Below are 14,661 nucleotides of genomic sequence, written 5' to 3'. Positions count from 1 at the left end.
TTAGGATATGTATCCAAGCATCTCTTCAAATTGTAACAAAATTAGACTATTTCTTCAATGGATGCTACTTGGAGATTGAAAAAGCCTAAGCAATTCTGCTTAAGCTAGCTTATTTGGTGCGCATTTCTCCTTGTGGGAAGTAAGTTCCTTCTGGCATGTCATTGATGATGACATGAACGGCTGATTGAGGGGCTCCAGTGTTACGGACAATAGCTTCCGTTACTTCCTTAGCCAGAGCTTTCTTTTGCTCGAGCGTGCGTCCTTCAAATAAATCGATGCGTACAAATGGCATAATAGCTTCCTCCACTAGTTTTTGATTTCTTCTATTTTACCACATTTTGCCGTTTAAAGCTTCAGAAAATTATGATATACTAGAATGTAGCAAAAATTTAGAAATGGACGTGAAATAGAAGCATGGCACAGTTGTATTATCGTTATGGGACCATGAACTCTGGTAAGACGATTGAGATTCTCAAGGTAGCCTATAACTATGAAGAGCAAGGAAAAGGTGTTGTTATCATGACCTCTGCTCTGGATACGCGTGACGGTGTTGGATATGTGTCGAGTCGGATTGGCATGAAACGCCCAGCCATTGCGATTGAGGAAACGACGGATATCTTTGGATTTATCCGTGATTTACCAGAAAAACCTTACTGTGTGTTGGTCGATGAGGCCCAGTTTCTCAAGCGTCACCATGTTTACGACCTAGCTCGTGTTGTCGATGAGTTAGACATTCCTGTCATGGCATTTGGTTTGAAGAATGACTTTCGCAATGAATTGTTCGAAGGTTCCAAACACCTTTTGCTCTTAGCAGACAAGATTGAAGAAATAAAGACCATCTGTCAGTACTGTAAGAAAAAGGCGACTATGGTGTTGCGAACTCAAGATGGTGTGCCAGTCTATGATGGCGAACAAATTCAGATCGGTGGAAATGAAACCTATATCTCAGTCTGCCGTAAACATTATTTTGCGCCTGAAATCAATAAGGAGAATGAAGAAAAATGAACATCTATGATCAACTACAAGCTGTAGAAGACCGTTATGAAGAATTAGGAGAATTGCTTAGTGACCCAGATGTAGTGTCTGACACCAAACGTTTCATGGAGCTTTCAAAAGAAGAAGCTTCAATTCGTGATACTGTAACGGCCTACCGAGAATACAAGCAAGTTCTTCAAAATATCATCGATGCTGAAGAGATGATTAAGGAATCAGGCGGAGATGCGGACTTGGAAGAAATGGCCAAGCAAGAACTCAAAGACGCTAAGGTTGAAAAAGAAGAGTACGAAGAAAAACTAAAAATCTTGCTCCTTCCAAAAGATCCAAATGATGACAAGAACATCATCCTTGAAATCCGTGGAGCGGCTGGTGGAGACGAAGCAGCACTTTTCGCTGGAGACCTTCTAACCATGTATCAAAAGTATGCGGAAGCCCAAGGCTGGCGCTTTGAAGTCATGGAGGCTTCTATGAATGGTGTCGGCGGTTTTAAAGAAGTGGTTGCTATGGTATCAGGTCAGTCAGTTTACTCTAAACTTAAGTATGAATCTGGTGCCCACCGTGTCCAACGTGTCCCTGTGACAGAAAGCCAAGGACGTGTCCATACATCAACTGCCACAGTTCTTGTCATGCCTGAAGTGGAAGAAGTAGAATACGATATTGATCCAAAAGACCTTCGTGTCGATATCTACCACGCATCTGGTGCTGGTGGACAGAACGTCAATAAGGTTGCGACTGCCGTTCGTATCGTTCACTTGCCAACCAATATCAAGGTTGAAATGCAGGAAGAACGTACCCAGCAGAAAAACCGTGAGAAGGCTATGAAGATCATTCGTGCGCGTGTTGCTGACCACTTTGCGCAGATTGCCCAAGATGAACAAGACGCCGAGCGTAAGTCTACTATCGGAACTGGTGACCGTTCAGAACGAATCCGTACTTACAATTTCCCACAAAACCGTGTCACAGACCACCGTATTGGCTTGACTCTCCAGAAACTAGATACCATTTTGTCTGGTAAACTAGATGAAGTTGTGGATGCCTTGGTGCTCTATGACCAAACACAAAAATTAGAAGAATTAAACAAATAATGAAATTAGCTCAATTATTTTCAGATTTTGAAGAAGAGTTGTTCAAACAAGGAGAGGAAGCTGAAAGCCTCTCTTTTGTCTATCGTAGCCTAAAAAATCTATCTTTTACAGACTTTGTCTTTGCCCTTCAGAAAGAAGTAACAGAGGAAGAAAAAAAGTTTGTGGAGGAAATTTACAAGAAATTAGCAGCACATATACCTGCCCAGTACATTATCGGTCATACAGATTTCTTTGGAATGCAGTTAAAAGTAGATGAGCGAGTTTTGATTCCTCGTCCAGAAACAGAAGAGTTGGTGGAACTCATCCTCACAGAAAATCCTGAGGAAAATCTTAATGTCCTAGATATTGGGACTGGAAGTGGCGCCATAGCTCTTGGATTAGCTAAAAACAGACCAGATTGGTCTGTAACAGCAGCAGATATTTCCCAAGATGCCTTAGAGCTTGCATCAGAGAATGCTAGCAATCAAAATCTTAATATATTTTTTAAAAAATCTGATTGTTTTGCAGAAATTTCTGAAAAATATGATATAATTGTATCCAATCCACCCTATATCTCTCGAGAAGATGAGTTAGAAGTCGGTTTGAATGTTTTGCATTCGGAGCCTCATCTAGCTCTCTTTGCAGATGAGGATGGCCTAGCTATTTACCGCAGAATTGCGGAAGATGCAAAAGACTATCTCACAGATGGTGGTAAGATTTACCTTGAAATTGGATACAAGCAAGGTCAAAGTGTTCCTGCGCTTTTTAGGAAACATCTTCCTAAAAAACGAGTACGAACACTCAAGGACCAATTTGGTCAAGATAGGATGGTTATAGTTGATGATGGACAGGATTAGACAAGAGTTGGAAAAGGGCGGAGCTGTTGTTCTGCCTACAGAGACGGTTTACGGTCTTTTTGCTAAGGCCTTAGATGAAAAAGCTGTCAACCATGTTTACCAACTCAAAGGTCGTCCTAGAGACAAGGCGCTCAATCTTAATGTCGCTTCTCTAGAGGATATCTTGCACTTTTCTAAGAATCAGCCAACCTATCTTCAAAAACTTGTAGAGACTTTCTTGCCAGGTCCCTTGACCATCATTCTCGAAGCCAATGACAGAGTTCCCTATTGGGTCAATTCTGGTCTTGCAACTGTTGGATTTCGAATGCCAAGTCACCCCATTACGCTTGATTTGATTCGCGAGACAGGTCCTTTGATTGGTCCGTCTGCCAATATTTCAGGTCAGGCAAGTGGAGTGACCTTTGCTCAAATTCTAGAGGATTTTGACCAAGAGGTTCTGGGTTTGGAGGACGACGCTTTTCTAACTGGACAGGATTCGACGATTTTGGATTTATCTGGAGACAAGGTGAAAATCTTACGCCAAGGGGCGATTAAGCGAGAAGATATTCTTGCTCGGTTGCCAGAGATTTCTTTTGAGGAGGAATGAGATGCTAAGAGATTTGCAAGTAACAGATGTGAATGCTATATGTGAGATTAACCAAGAGGCTTTGGGCTATTCTTTTAGTCCAGAGGACACAGCTAGTCAACTAGCTAGACTGTCTCAGGATTCCCATCATTTCCTACTTGGCTATGAGAATGAAGTCAGCCATGTCTTGCTTGGATATGTCCATGCTGAAGTTTATGAATCCCTCTATTCCAAAGCAGGATTTAATATCTTAGGCTTAGCGGTTTCGCCTCAAGCGCAAGGGCAAGGTATCGGTAAAAGTTTACTGCAAGGGTTGGATCAAGAAGCAAAAAGACGGGGTTATGGGTTTATCCGCTTAAACTCTGCTGATCATCGTCTGGGAGCTCATGCATTTTATGAAAAAGTTGGTTATACTTGTGATAAAGTGCAAAAACGGTTTATTCGCATCTTTTAGTATATTTTCTTAAACTAAAAGACCTGTCATATTATAAAGGAGAAGACCTATGATTTTTGACAAAGATGATTTTAAAGCATATGATGCTGATCTCTGGAATGCTATTGCCAAAGAAGAAGAACGCCAACAAAACAACATTGAGTTGATTGCTTCGGAAAACGTAGTTTCCAAGGCTGTTATGGCAGCTCAAGGGTCTATCTTGACGAACAAATATGCCGAAGGTTACCCAGGACGCCGTTATTACGGTGGTACAGATGTGGTGGACGTTGTAGAGACTCTGGCTATTGAACGCGCGAAAGAAATTTTCGGTGCAAAATTTGCCAATGTCCAACCCCACTCAGGAAGCCAAGCAAACTGTGCTGCTTACATGGCCTTGATTGAACCAGGTGATACGGTTATGGGGATGGATTTGGCTGCAGGTGGACACTTGACCCACGGAGCTCCTGTCAGCTTCTCTGGTCAAACCTACAACTTTGTTTCTTATAGTGTGGATCCTGAAACAGAACTCTTGGACTTTGATGCCATTTTGAAACAAGCCCAAGAAGTAAAACCAAAATTAATCGTAGCTGGTGCTTCAGCCTATTCTCAAATTATCGACTTCTCAAAATTCCGTGAAATTGCAGACGCTGTTGGAGCTAAGCTCATGGTGGACATGGCTCATATCGCTGGTTTGGTTGCAGCTGGTCTACATCCGAGTCCAGTGCCATACGCTCATATTATAACAACAACGACCCACAAAACCCTTCGTGGACCTCGTGGTGGTTTGATCTTGACAAATGATGAGGACCTAGCTAAGAAAATCAACTCAGCTATTTTCCCAGGTATTCAAGGTGGTCCTTTGGAGCATGTTGTGGCGGCTAAGGCCGTTTCCTTCAAAGAAGTTTTGGATCCAGCCTTCAAGGAGTACGCTGCTAATGTCATCAAAAACAGCAAGGCTATGGTTGAAGTCTTCTTGCAAGACCCTGATTTCCGTATCATTTCTGGAGGAACTGAAAATCACCTCTTCCTAGTGGATGTAACTAAGGTTGTAGAAAACGGAAAAGTTGCTCAAAACTTGCTGGATGAAGTCAATATTACCCTAAATAAAAACTCAATCCCTTACGAAACTTTGTCACCATTCAAGACAAGTGGGATTCGTATCGGATCTGCAGCCATCACTGCGCGTGGATTTGGTGAAGAAGAAAGCCGTAAAGTGGCTGAACTCATCATTAAAACCCTTAAAAATGCAGGTAATGAAGCTGTCTTAGAAGAAGTGAGAAGTGAAGTCAAAGCATTGACAGATGCTTTCCCACTATACGAGGACTAATACTTTTATGGACATTTATATTAAGAAAGCTATCATCCATCAGTTCAGCCCAGATGATACCGAGTTGTTTCTAGCGGATAAGTTTCTCAATATCACTCCAAAAATCGAGGAATACCTACGCAAAAAAATCGAACGCGTGTATTCAGATGAAGCAAAGACTGGGATTTTCGAAGAAGAAAATCCCTTCTTCAATCACATCACAGACGATTTGTTGGAGACATCAGTAACACTGGCTAATCTCTGGAAAGAGGAGTTCAGCATTTCTGAAAATCTCAAGACCAATGACTTGGTTTTTGTACAGTTTTCTAAAGAAGGCGTTGAACATTTCGCTTTCTTGCGAATTGCTCTACGTGAGACCTTGACCCACCTCGGTGGAGAAGTTGATAATCCAATCAAGTTGACTCAGAATAACCTGCCTGGATTTGGAACGGGGGCTGATGAGGCTCTGGTGGTCAATCTTCAAAGTCGCAAGTATCATCTCATCGAAAAACGCATCAAGTACAATGGGACTTTCTTGAACTATTTTTCAGAAAATCTCCTAGCTGTTGCCCCAAAGATTTCGCCAAAGAAATCTATCAAGGAACTGGAAAAAACGGCCCAGAGAATTGCTGAATCTTTTAACACAGATGATTTTCAATTTCAATCCAAGGTCAAATCAGCGATTTTCAACAATCTGGAAGAAAACAATGAACTGTCACCTGAAAAATTGGCTAATGACCTTTTTGACAACAATCTGACAGCTCGTTTGAGCTTTATTGATCAAGTCAAGGAAGCCGTACCAGAACCAGTCCAGTTCGATGAAATTGATGCCAGTCGTCAGCTCAAGAAATTTGAAAATCAAAAGCTTTCCTTGTCAAATGGAATTGAGCTCATCGTTCCAAATAATGTTTACCAAGACGCAGAATCGGTTGAGTTTATCCAAAATGACAATGGAACCTATTCTATCTTAATCAAAAATATCGAGGATATTCAAAGTAAATAATGTTTAAATTTATAAGAAGAGTGCTTGTGCTAGCAGTCTTCCTTTTCGCAGGATACAAAGCTTATCATATCCATCAGGATGTTAAACAAGTCATGACCTACCAACCCATGGTGCGAGAAATCCTCAGTGAAAGAGATACTCCAGCCAATGAAGAGTTAGTTCTCGCCATGATTTATACCGAAACGAAGGGAAAAGAGCGAGATGTCATGCAGTCTAGTGAGTCTGCTAGTGGCGCTACCAATACCATCAAAGACGATGCCTCTAGTATTCGCCAAGGGGTACAGACTTTAACAGATAACCTCTATCTGGCTCAGAGCAAGGGGGTAGATATCTGGACCGCTGTTCAAGCCTATAATTTTGGGCCTGCCTATATAGACTTTATCGCTCAGAATGGCAAGGAAAATACACTAGCATTAGCCAAGCGTTACTCCCGAGAAACGGTCGCTCCTATCCTTGGTAATACTACAGGGAAGACCTACACCTATATCAACCCAATTTCTATCTTTCATGGTGCAGAACTCTATGAAAATGGTGGAAATTATTACTACTCAAGACAGGTTCGCTTTAATCTCTATATCATTAAATTCTTTAATTTCTTCTAAACATCTGGTTTGACCAGGTGTTTTTCACTATAAGTTTTCTTTAAGATTGTTTTATTACCCTAGAAAGGTAAAGGAGGGAATATCCCATGAGAAAGAAATTCTTTCTAACAAGTGCTGTAGTAGTGTGGGCCGCAACAGCTATGACTAGTGTCCACGCAGCAACCGATGTTCAAAAAGTAATCGATGAAACCTATGTACAACCCGAATATGTCCTAGGTTCTTCTCTATCTGAAGACCAGAAAAATCAAACTCTTAGCAAACTTGGCTATGACGCATCAAAAGACACCAAAGATATCAAAACTATGACACCTGATATCTACTCGAAAATTATGAATGTGGCTAATGATGCTAGTCTACAGCTCTATTCTTCAGCTAAGATTCAAAAGCTAGGTGATAAGTCGCCTCTAGAAGTCAAGATTGAAACGCCAGAAAATATCACCAAGGTGACGCAGGATATGTACCGTAACGCAGCAGTGACGCTGGGAGTGGAGCATGCCAAAATCACAGTTGCAGCTCCTATTCCAGTTACAGGAGAGAGCGCCCTAGCAGGGATTTACTATTCGTTAGAGGCCAATGGTGCCAAAGTACCGCAAGCCAATAAAGACTTGGCCCAAGAGGAGCTAAAAGCCTTATCCGATATTAATGCTGAAAACAAGGACAAATCAGGCTACGATGCCAATAAACTCAATGTCGCTTTGGCAGATATCAAGGCAGGAATCGCAAAAGCAAAAGAAGCCAAAGGTAATCTGACAGAAGAAGATGTTCGCAAAATTGTAGAAGACACACTAAAAAACTACAAACTCGATCAGGTTATAACAGGAAACCAGGTCAATATCATTATCAATTTTGCCCTCAATCTCTCAAAGAGTGACATTTTGAACAATGCTGATTTCACTAAAACCCTAAATGACCTCAAGGAAAGCATTGTCTCTCAAGCTGGAGATAGCTTTAAAAATATCAACCTCAACTTTGATGCCAATAAAGCGCTAGAAGACGGGGGCAACTTCTTTAGCTCCCTTTGGCAAGCCATTGTCAACTTCTTCAAGAGTTTTGGTGCTTAGGTCATTTCATGATATAATAGATGGTAACAGAAATGTTGCCGTCTTTTTTTGTCGGCCGATAGAAAGTGAAAAATATGCTAAAGAAAAATGATATTGTAGAAGTTGAAATTGTTGATTTGACTCATGAAGGGGCAGGGGTTGCTAAGGTAGATGGTTTGGTTTTCTTTGTAGAAAATGCTTTACCAACTGAGAAAATCCTTATGCGTGTCCTTAAAATCAATAAAAAGATTGGCTATGGAAAAGTTGAAGAATACCTTACTTACTCTCCACATCGTAACCAAGACCTTGACCTAGCTTATCTACGCTCAGGTATCGCTGATTTAGGGCATCTTGCCTATCCAGAGCAGCTCAAGTTTAAAACCAAGCAAGTCAAGGATAGTCTTTACAAGATTGCAGGAATTTCGGATGTAGAAGTTGCTGCAACACTTGGTATGGTGAATCCTGTTAAGTATCGAAATAAGGCACAGGTGCCCGTTCGTCGAGTGAATGGTATCTTGGAAACTGGCTTTTTCCGTAAGAATTCGCATGACCTCATGCCTCTTGAAGATTTCTTTATTCAGGATCCTGTCATTGACCAAGTTGTGGTAGTTCTACGCGATTTGCTTCGTCGTTTTGATTTAAAACCATATGACGAAAAGGAACAGTCTGGCTTGATTCGGAACCTCGTTGTCCGCCGTGGTCATTACTCAGGACAAATTATGGTTATTTTGGTAACCACTCGTCCTAAAGTTTTTCGTGTCGACCAATTGATTGAACAATTAATCAAGCAGTTTCCAGAGATTGTGTCTGTCATGCAAAATATCAACGACCAGAATACCAATGCGATTTTTGGTAAGGAGTGGAAGACTCTTTATGGTCAAGACTATATTACCGACCAAATGTTGGGGAATGACTTCCAAATCGCTGGACCAGCCTTCTACCAAGTTAATACTCAAATGGCAGAGAAACTCTATCAAACAGCCATTGACTTTGCGGAGTTAAAAGAAGATGACGTGGTTATTGATGCTTATTCAGGAATTGGAACCATTGGTTTATCAGTCGCCAAGCACGTTAAGGAAGTCTATGGTGTTGAAGTAATTCCAGAAGCGGTTGAGAATAGCCAGAAGAATGCTGCATTAAACAATATTACAAATGCTCACTATGTCTGTGACACAGCTGAAAATGCCATGAAGAATTGGCTCAAGGAAGGTATTCAACCAACCGTTATCTTGGTCGACCCACCAAGAAAAGGCCTTACAGAAAGCTTTATCAAGGCAAGTAGTCAAACAGGAGCAGAACGTATCACCTATATCTCCTGCAATGTTGCAACCATGGCGCGTGATATCAAACTCTACCAAGAGTTGGGATATGAGTTGAAGAAAGTCCAGCCGGTGGATCTTTTTCCTCAAACGCATCATGTTGAGGCGGTATCACTGCTTGTACGAGCTGAGGCATCAGCGAAGTAGAAGCAGATGTTCCGCCCATGGTATAGGACTCGTAGAATGAAGAGGGAAACCGACGAAATGATACGGTAAGTTCGAAATGCTGAGTGTGTAAGCTTATTAGAGAAACGTGCCTAACACAGCCATGAATAAATTATTGAAATGCTTCTTTTACCACCAATATTTTCTGTTCCGAATGTGATTCAGCATAAGGAACTGAGGTAGATTTATAAGAGACTGTTACTGGGAAGTTGCAGTCTTTTTAGGGGTTTAATGGTATAATGAGATTATAAATGTGGATATTGTTTAAATTCTCTGGAGGACGCATAATGTTGAATTTAGTAAAAGGTCACCAAGTTAGCTTGGTAGAAAACCTGTTTGAATCATTTACAAAGTTAACTGAACATCATTTGACGGCGAATGTACACGCAGAAAAAATATTAGAGGTTTTTCAACACTTTATTGCGATTCATGATGAGCCCTTGTTTTTTATTTTAGAATTGCCTGTCAGTATTGATAGAGAAAAAGTGATAGCAAAGAATATTATCAAGGAATCCCATAAGGATGTTTATTATATTGATGGTTGTTCAAGAGAGGAATGCCTAGCACTGTTGATTAGATACGGTGATTTACTTGTTAATGATGGACTAAGTAAGTTTGGATTTGGTGGGCATAAAAGTCATGATGAGATCATGCTTGATAGCTATAATGTTGTGACAGTTTATAGTAAAGAACTATCGAAATTTAATGACTTTTTTGAACCTCATAATATTCAATTTGTAGAAGAACTAGTGACAGCTTGGAAAACTTTTTCTAAGACTTCATCAGGAATCTCTGAAATCTATGAAAGTAATGGAAAAACTGTTTATGATTTGCCTAGAGAATTAGCTGAATGGGGAATATATTTAGCTGAAACTCGAACTGAATAGGTATAACTATAGATTAGAAAGAGAATATATCAATTCCTCTAATACCTCAAATTTAACTTTAGTCAATTTATAGAAGGGAAAGCAAGATGTAAGCACACGTTGAGGCGGTATCACTGCTTGTAAAAGCTTAGAAACCTTTGACGAAAGGGAAAGTAAAAAGAGGCTGGGACAAAAGTCCTAGCCTCTCAATTGTTTTTGGATTGTCGAGCAAGACGCAGTGGTTGAGTGGGCTCTACTACGCTGATTTCATCAGCTTTTACAGCCCTACTCAACTGTGCGGAGGTGGGACGACGAAATCGAATTCTAACGAATTACTGATTTCTGCCCCACTCTCTTTTGTCGTATGATGGGGAAGTATTAAGGTAACCTCTCATATTTTTTACTAGGTTTGAAAACTTATTTGTCATTTGTTGGAATCTTTTGTACGGATTACTTAATGCTCCTTGGCAAAATTACAATGACTGCTGTAATACCGACAGCCCACGCCATTGCTGATGGAAAAATTGTTAAAGTCAGAATCAAACCAATTAGTTTTATAGCAATATCCCATATAGCAATATCCCAAACCGTGTAACGATTTTCTTCTCTAGCTTTTTTAATAGTTACTTGGCTATTGCTGAGATGAGGTAACTCTTCATATATCCATATATTTGTAAAAGAAATCAGAAGAACAACTATTCCATAAAAAGTTTGTGCTACTGTGTTATTAAACTCCATTGAAACAAGAGTGGTTGCATATGGGAAAAGAGAAGAAAAAATAGTAGTAAAAGAGAAATCCAAACCAGGTTGTTATTGATTTTTTCAATTTTATCTGTTTTACGAACTCGCAGACTGTCTAATTGCTTCTTAGCTTCCAGTGGATTTAGCCGTGTATAAGCGTAACCGCATTCCTCAAGAAAGGCCTGAAGACGTCGAGAATAGACGCCTGTGGCCTCAAATATAATCTCAGGGTTATGAACTGTTTTCAAGTCGCCCAATAGGCGATTGAAACCAAAGGCATCATTGAGTATGGTGTAGCCATGAACCTTCTCACCGTTGACTAAAATTGCCACCTCAGAACTTGTTTTGCTGACATCAATTCCAAATACTGCATGCATGACATTACCTCTTTTGTCTTGAATAATTCCATGTTTTAGTGATTTTATTTTCAATACGCGACGTTTAGCGTCCCACATACTTTGATCAAACTCCACCTAAAACAAGGTGTCTTGCCAGTTTGTCAAGCGACGTCTAGCGCCATAGAGCCCTACGACTTTACAAGACACCACTACTTTAACATAAAGAAAAAGTAGTGAGTACTCTCTCCCGTCGGAGATTTCTTCACTACTAATCTTAGTATGTTTTCTACAGCAAAATAGGCTCCATAATCCCTATGGTGGTTTTACCCACTACAGAAATTATAGAGCCCTTTTCTTTTACCTTTTCTGAAAAAGGAGTATAATAGGGGCGAAAATATAAAATCGTTTTAATGATTTAGAATCGAGGAAAGGATTATGAGTAATTCTAGTCAGAAAGGTGCTAAATTAGGGACCTGTGCCCCTGATCAGGTTTATCAGGTGTTGCAAACAAGTCCTCAAGGCTTAAACTCACAAGAAGTCCAGAAAAGGCAGGCGACTTACGGGCCTAACCAATTAAAGGAGAGTAAACAAGAACCTATTTGGTTGACTTTTGTCAGACATTTTACCAGTCTCATGGCCCTCTTATTGTGGGTTGGTGGCTTTATCGCTATGCTTTCTCATAGTCTAGAGTTGGGGATTGCTATCTGGTTGGTCAACATTATTAATGGTCTCTTTAGTTTTATTCAAGAATATAGAGCAAGTCAGGCTACGGCAGCCCTTAATAAGCTTCTTCCATCTTACACACGGGTTCTTCGGGATGGGAAGGAAGATAAGATTCTTGCTCAGGACTTGGTGCCAGGGGACTTGGTTTTCATTGAAGAAGGAGACCGTATTTCTGCAGATGGACGCTTGATTGCCGTGACAGATTTGCGAGTTAATCAGTCTGCTCTTACTGGTGAGTCTAGCCCTATTTACAAGTCAGACCAAGCGGATTTAGATCCTGAAAAAACCGAGTTAGAATATGACAATATGGTGTTTGCTGGAACTACAGTTTCTTCTGGGTCTGGGTGTTTTATAGTATCTGCTATCGGAATGGAAACAGAGTTTGGACAAATTGCAGATTTGACACAAAACCTTACTCAGGAAAAAAGCCCTCTTCAGAAAGAATTAGATCATTTGACCAAGCAAATTTCAGTAATTGCAGTCTCTATTGGTCTCTTCTTTATGGTTGCAGCAACCCTATTTGTTCACCAACCTTTGTCTCAATCCTTTATCTTTGCCCTGGGTATGATTGTTGCCTTTATTCCTGAGGGGCTTCTTCCCACGGTTACCCTATCTCTAGCCATGGCCGTTCAGCGCATGGCTAAGGATCATGCTTTGGTTAAGAAGTTGTCTTCGGTTGAGACTCTTGGAGCGACCTCTGTTATTTGCTCAGATAAAACAGGGACCCTAACTCAAAACGCCATGACAGTTAATCATTTATGGACCTTGTCAGGTAATTATGAGGTAACTGGACTAGGTTATGCACCAGAAGGGCATATTGAGAAGGATGGCCGCCCTGTTTCTCTGAAGGAGAATGACCTCGTGAATCGTTTGGTTCGCTTTTCTCATTTGGCTAGTAATGCACAGGTTGTGGAACCTAGTGCTGATAATCCCAATTATACGATTTTAGGTGATCCGACTGAGGCTTGTCTTAATGTTTTAGCCGAAAAAGCAGGGATTAATTTAAATGAAAATCACGCTTGGGCTCCTCGTATCAAAGAAATTCCCTTTGATTCTGATCGTAAACGAATGACAACGGTACATAGTCTCGAAAAAGGTCTAGATGGCAGTCACCATATTTCCATCACTAAGGGTGCGCCTAAAGAAGTGATGGAACTTTGCTCAGACTATTATGATGGTCAAGGGGCAATCAAATCTATGACTGCTGCAGAACGTCAGGCTATTCTTGCTGCTAACGATAAATTTGCTCGTGACGGCTTGCGTGTTTTAGCTGTGGCTTATAGGCCCTTAGAAAGTGATCATATTGGAGAAGACAAGTGGGATATGCAGACTTTGGAAGAAAATATGGTTTTTCTGGGTCTTGTTGCCATGAGTGATCCCCCACGTCAGGGTGTACGTGAAGCTATTGCAAAATGTCACCGAGCTAATATTCGTATTATCATGGTTACAGGTGACTATGGCTTGACGGCTCTTAGTATTGCCAAGAAAATCGGAATTGTGCAGGGTGATGATGCGCGTGTTGTTTCAGGACTTGAACTGGCTGACATGGATGACGATCAGCTTAAAGAAGCGCTTAAAGGTGAGATTGTTTTTGCCCGTGTAGCCCCTGAACAAAAATATCGTGTAGTCAATGCACTTCAGGAACTTGGTGAAGTTGTTGCTGTTACTGGTGATGGAGTAAATGATGCCCCTGCTCTGAAAAAGGCTGATATCGGGGTAGCTATGGGAATATCCGGAACTGACGTCGCCAAGGAATCTGCCGATATGATTTTAACGGATGATCACTTTGCTTCTATTGTCCATGCTGTTGAAGAGGGACGTGCCGTTTATCGAAATATTCAAAAATTCCTGACCTATATTTTTAATTCCAATACACCGGAAGCTGTACCATCTGCCTTCTTCTTGTTCTCTTTGGGGCGCATTCCTCTTCCTTTAACCGTTATGCAAATCCTAGCTATTGACTTAGGAACAGATATGGTACCTGCTTTGGGATTGGGGGTTGAACCACCTGAAGAAGGAGTGATGGACAAGCCACCAAGACGTTTATCGGACCGCTTACTTAATCGCCAACTATTGCTTAAAGCTTTTGTCTGGTATGGATTGATTGAAGCAACCTTGGCTATGGGTGCTTTCTTCCTTAATTATTGGGTAAATCAAGGAAATTTAAACCATCTGGCTAGCTCAGGTCCCCTCTATCGAGAGGCAACCACCATGACTTTGGGAGCGATTATCTTTACTCAGATTGGTATGGCCATGAATAGTCGTAAGGGTAGGGGCTCTATATTCCAAGTTAAACTTTTTGCTAATAGGATTATTAGCTTAGGAATTGTTCTAGAAATTGTTCTCTTTATTATCCTATCTTATCTACCGCTCTTCCACACGCTATTTAACACAGCCCCAATTGGACTTGATGATTGGCTCTATTTACTTGCTTGTCCCTTTGTTATTATGGCTTTGGAAGAAATCAGATATCGCTTATTTTCTACCATTTGTCAAGTCTGTCAAGGCTTTAAGTGAAAAATGAGATAAGACAGTAGCTATTCCGAGGTTACTGTCTTATTTTTAACACTTTTTGAGCCATAAAAGGGCATGCTAAAAAACACCTCATCTGGTATTTTTTGAAACAAGGTGTTACAATAATAC

The 14,661-nt window shown here is 40.7% G+C and carries 13 protein-coding genes and 2 pseudogenes; 12 read left to right on the top strand and 3 right to left on the bottom strand.

Features of this window, described 5'->3' with window-relative positions:
• Positions 1-109: 109 nt before the first annotated feature.
• A complete protein-coding gene (locus STO1_RS05180; protein WP_001117397.1) occupies positions 110-292 on the bottom strand; it encodes a 4-oxalocrotonate tautomerase in 183 nt (60 codons plus the stop codon).
• A 122-nt stretch (positions 293-414) separates the two neighbouring features.
• On the opposite strand from STO1_RS05180, the gene STO1_RS05175 reads away from it, so the two are divergent.
• From STO1_RS05175 to STO1_RS05125, 11 genes are all read left to right on the top strand, one after another.
• Complete coding sequence (locus STO1_RS05175) at positions 415-1,005, top strand: thymidine kinase (protein ID WP_096422281.1); 591 nt, start codon at positions 415-417, stop codon at positions 1,003-1,005.
• Positions 1,002-2,081: a peptide chain release factor 1 gene (gene prfA, locus STO1_RS05170; protein WP_096422279.1), complete on the top strand. Its 1,080-nt coding sequence runs from the start codon at positions 1,002-1,004 to the stop codon at positions 2,079-2,081. The genes STO1_RS05175 and prfA overlap by 4 nt, the downstream gene beginning before the upstream one ends.
• On the top strand, positions 2,081-2,917 hold the full coding sequence (prmC, locus tag STO1_RS05165) for a peptide chain release factor N(5)-glutamine methyltransferase (protein ID WP_096422277.1): 837 nt from the start codon (positions 2,081-2,083) through the stop codon (positions 2,915-2,917). Before prfA ends, prmC begins: the two co-directional genes overlap by 1 nt.
• Positions 2,901-3,503 (top strand): L-threonylcarbamoyladenylate synthase, encoded by a 603-nt coding sequence (locus STO1_RS05160; RefSeq protein WP_096422275.1) that lies wholly within the window; start codon positions 2,901-2,903, stop codon positions 3,501-3,503. The genes prmC and STO1_RS05160 overlap by 17 nt, the downstream gene beginning before the upstream one ends.
• A gap of 1 nt (position 3,504) precedes the next feature.
• Complete coding sequence (locus tag STO1_RS05155) at positions 3,505-3,936, top strand: GNAT family N-acetyltransferase (protein ID WP_096422273.1); 432 nt, start codon at positions 3,505-3,507, stop codon at positions 3,934-3,936.
• 49 nt (positions 3,937-3,985) lie between these two features.
• Positions 3,986-5,242 (top strand): serine hydroxymethyltransferase, encoded by a 1,257-nt coding sequence (glyA, locus tag STO1_RS05150; RefSeq protein ID WP_096422271.1) that lies wholly within the window; start codon positions 3,986-3,988, stop codon positions 5,240-5,242.
• A 7-nt stretch (positions 5,243-5,249) separates the two neighbouring features.
• Positions 5,250-6,224 (top strand): nucleoid-associated protein, encoded by a 975-nt coding sequence (locus STO1_RS05145; protein WP_049505781.1) that lies wholly within the window; start codon positions 5,250-5,252, stop codon positions 6,222-6,224.
• On the top strand, positions 6,224-6,826 hold the full coding sequence (locus tag STO1_RS05140; RefSeq protein ID WP_096422267.1) for a lysozyme family protein: 603 nt from the start codon (positions 6,224-6,226) through the stop codon (positions 6,824-6,826). The genes STO1_RS05145 and STO1_RS05140 overlap by 1 nt, the downstream gene beginning before the upstream one ends.
• 86 nt (positions 6,827-6,912) lie before the next feature.
• Entirely contained in the window at positions 6,913-7,887 is a 975-nt protein-coding gene (locus STO1_RS05135) for a DUF1002 domain-containing protein (protein ID WP_096422265.1), read from the top strand.
• Positions 7,888-7,961: 74 nt separating this feature from the next.
• Positions 7,962-9,332: a 23S rRNA (uracil(1939)-C(5))-methyltransferase RlmD gene (gene rlmD / locus STO1_RS05130; RefSeq protein ID WP_096422263.1), complete on the top strand. Its 1,371-nt coding sequence runs from the start codon at positions 7,962-7,964 to the stop codon at positions 9,330-9,332.
• A 305-nt stretch (positions 9,333-9,637) separates the two neighbouring features.
• On the top strand, positions 9,638-10,237 hold the full coding sequence (locus STO1_RS05125) for a hypothetical protein (RefSeq protein ID WP_096422261.1): 600 nt from the start codon (positions 9,638-9,640) through the stop codon (positions 10,235-10,237).
• Between the two features lie 620 nt (positions 10,238-10,857).
• Here the strand turns inward: STO1_RS05125 and STO1_RS10000 are convergent.
• Together STO1_RS10000 and STO1_RS05115 are read right to left on the bottom strand one after the other, a co-directional pair.
• Positions 10,858-11,058 (bottom strand): annotated as a pseudogene (locus STO1_RS10000) (hypothetical protein); the annotation flags it as partial.
• Positions 11,038-11,334 (bottom strand): annotated as a pseudogene (locus STO1_RS05115) (IS110 family transposase); the annotation flags it as partial. The pseudogenes STO1_RS05115 and STO1_RS10000, both read right to left, overlap by 21 nt.
• A 396-nt stretch (positions 11,335-11,730) precedes the next feature.
• Here STO1_RS05115 and STO1_RS05105 point away from each other — a divergent pair.
• Positions 11,731-14,535: a cation-translocating P-type ATPase gene (locus tag STO1_RS05105; RefSeq protein WP_096422259.1), complete on the top strand. Its 2,805-nt coding sequence runs from the start codon at positions 11,731-11,733 to the stop codon at positions 14,533-14,535.
• Positions 14,536-14,661 lie beyond the last annotated feature (126 nt).

This window comes from Streptococcus oralis subsp. tigurinus (genome assembly GCF_002356415.1).
Lineage (GTDB): Bacteria > Bacillota > Bacilli > Lactobacillales > Streptococcaceae > Streptococcus > Streptococcus oralis_F.
This window is presented reverse-complemented; position numbering and strand designations above follow the sequence as displayed.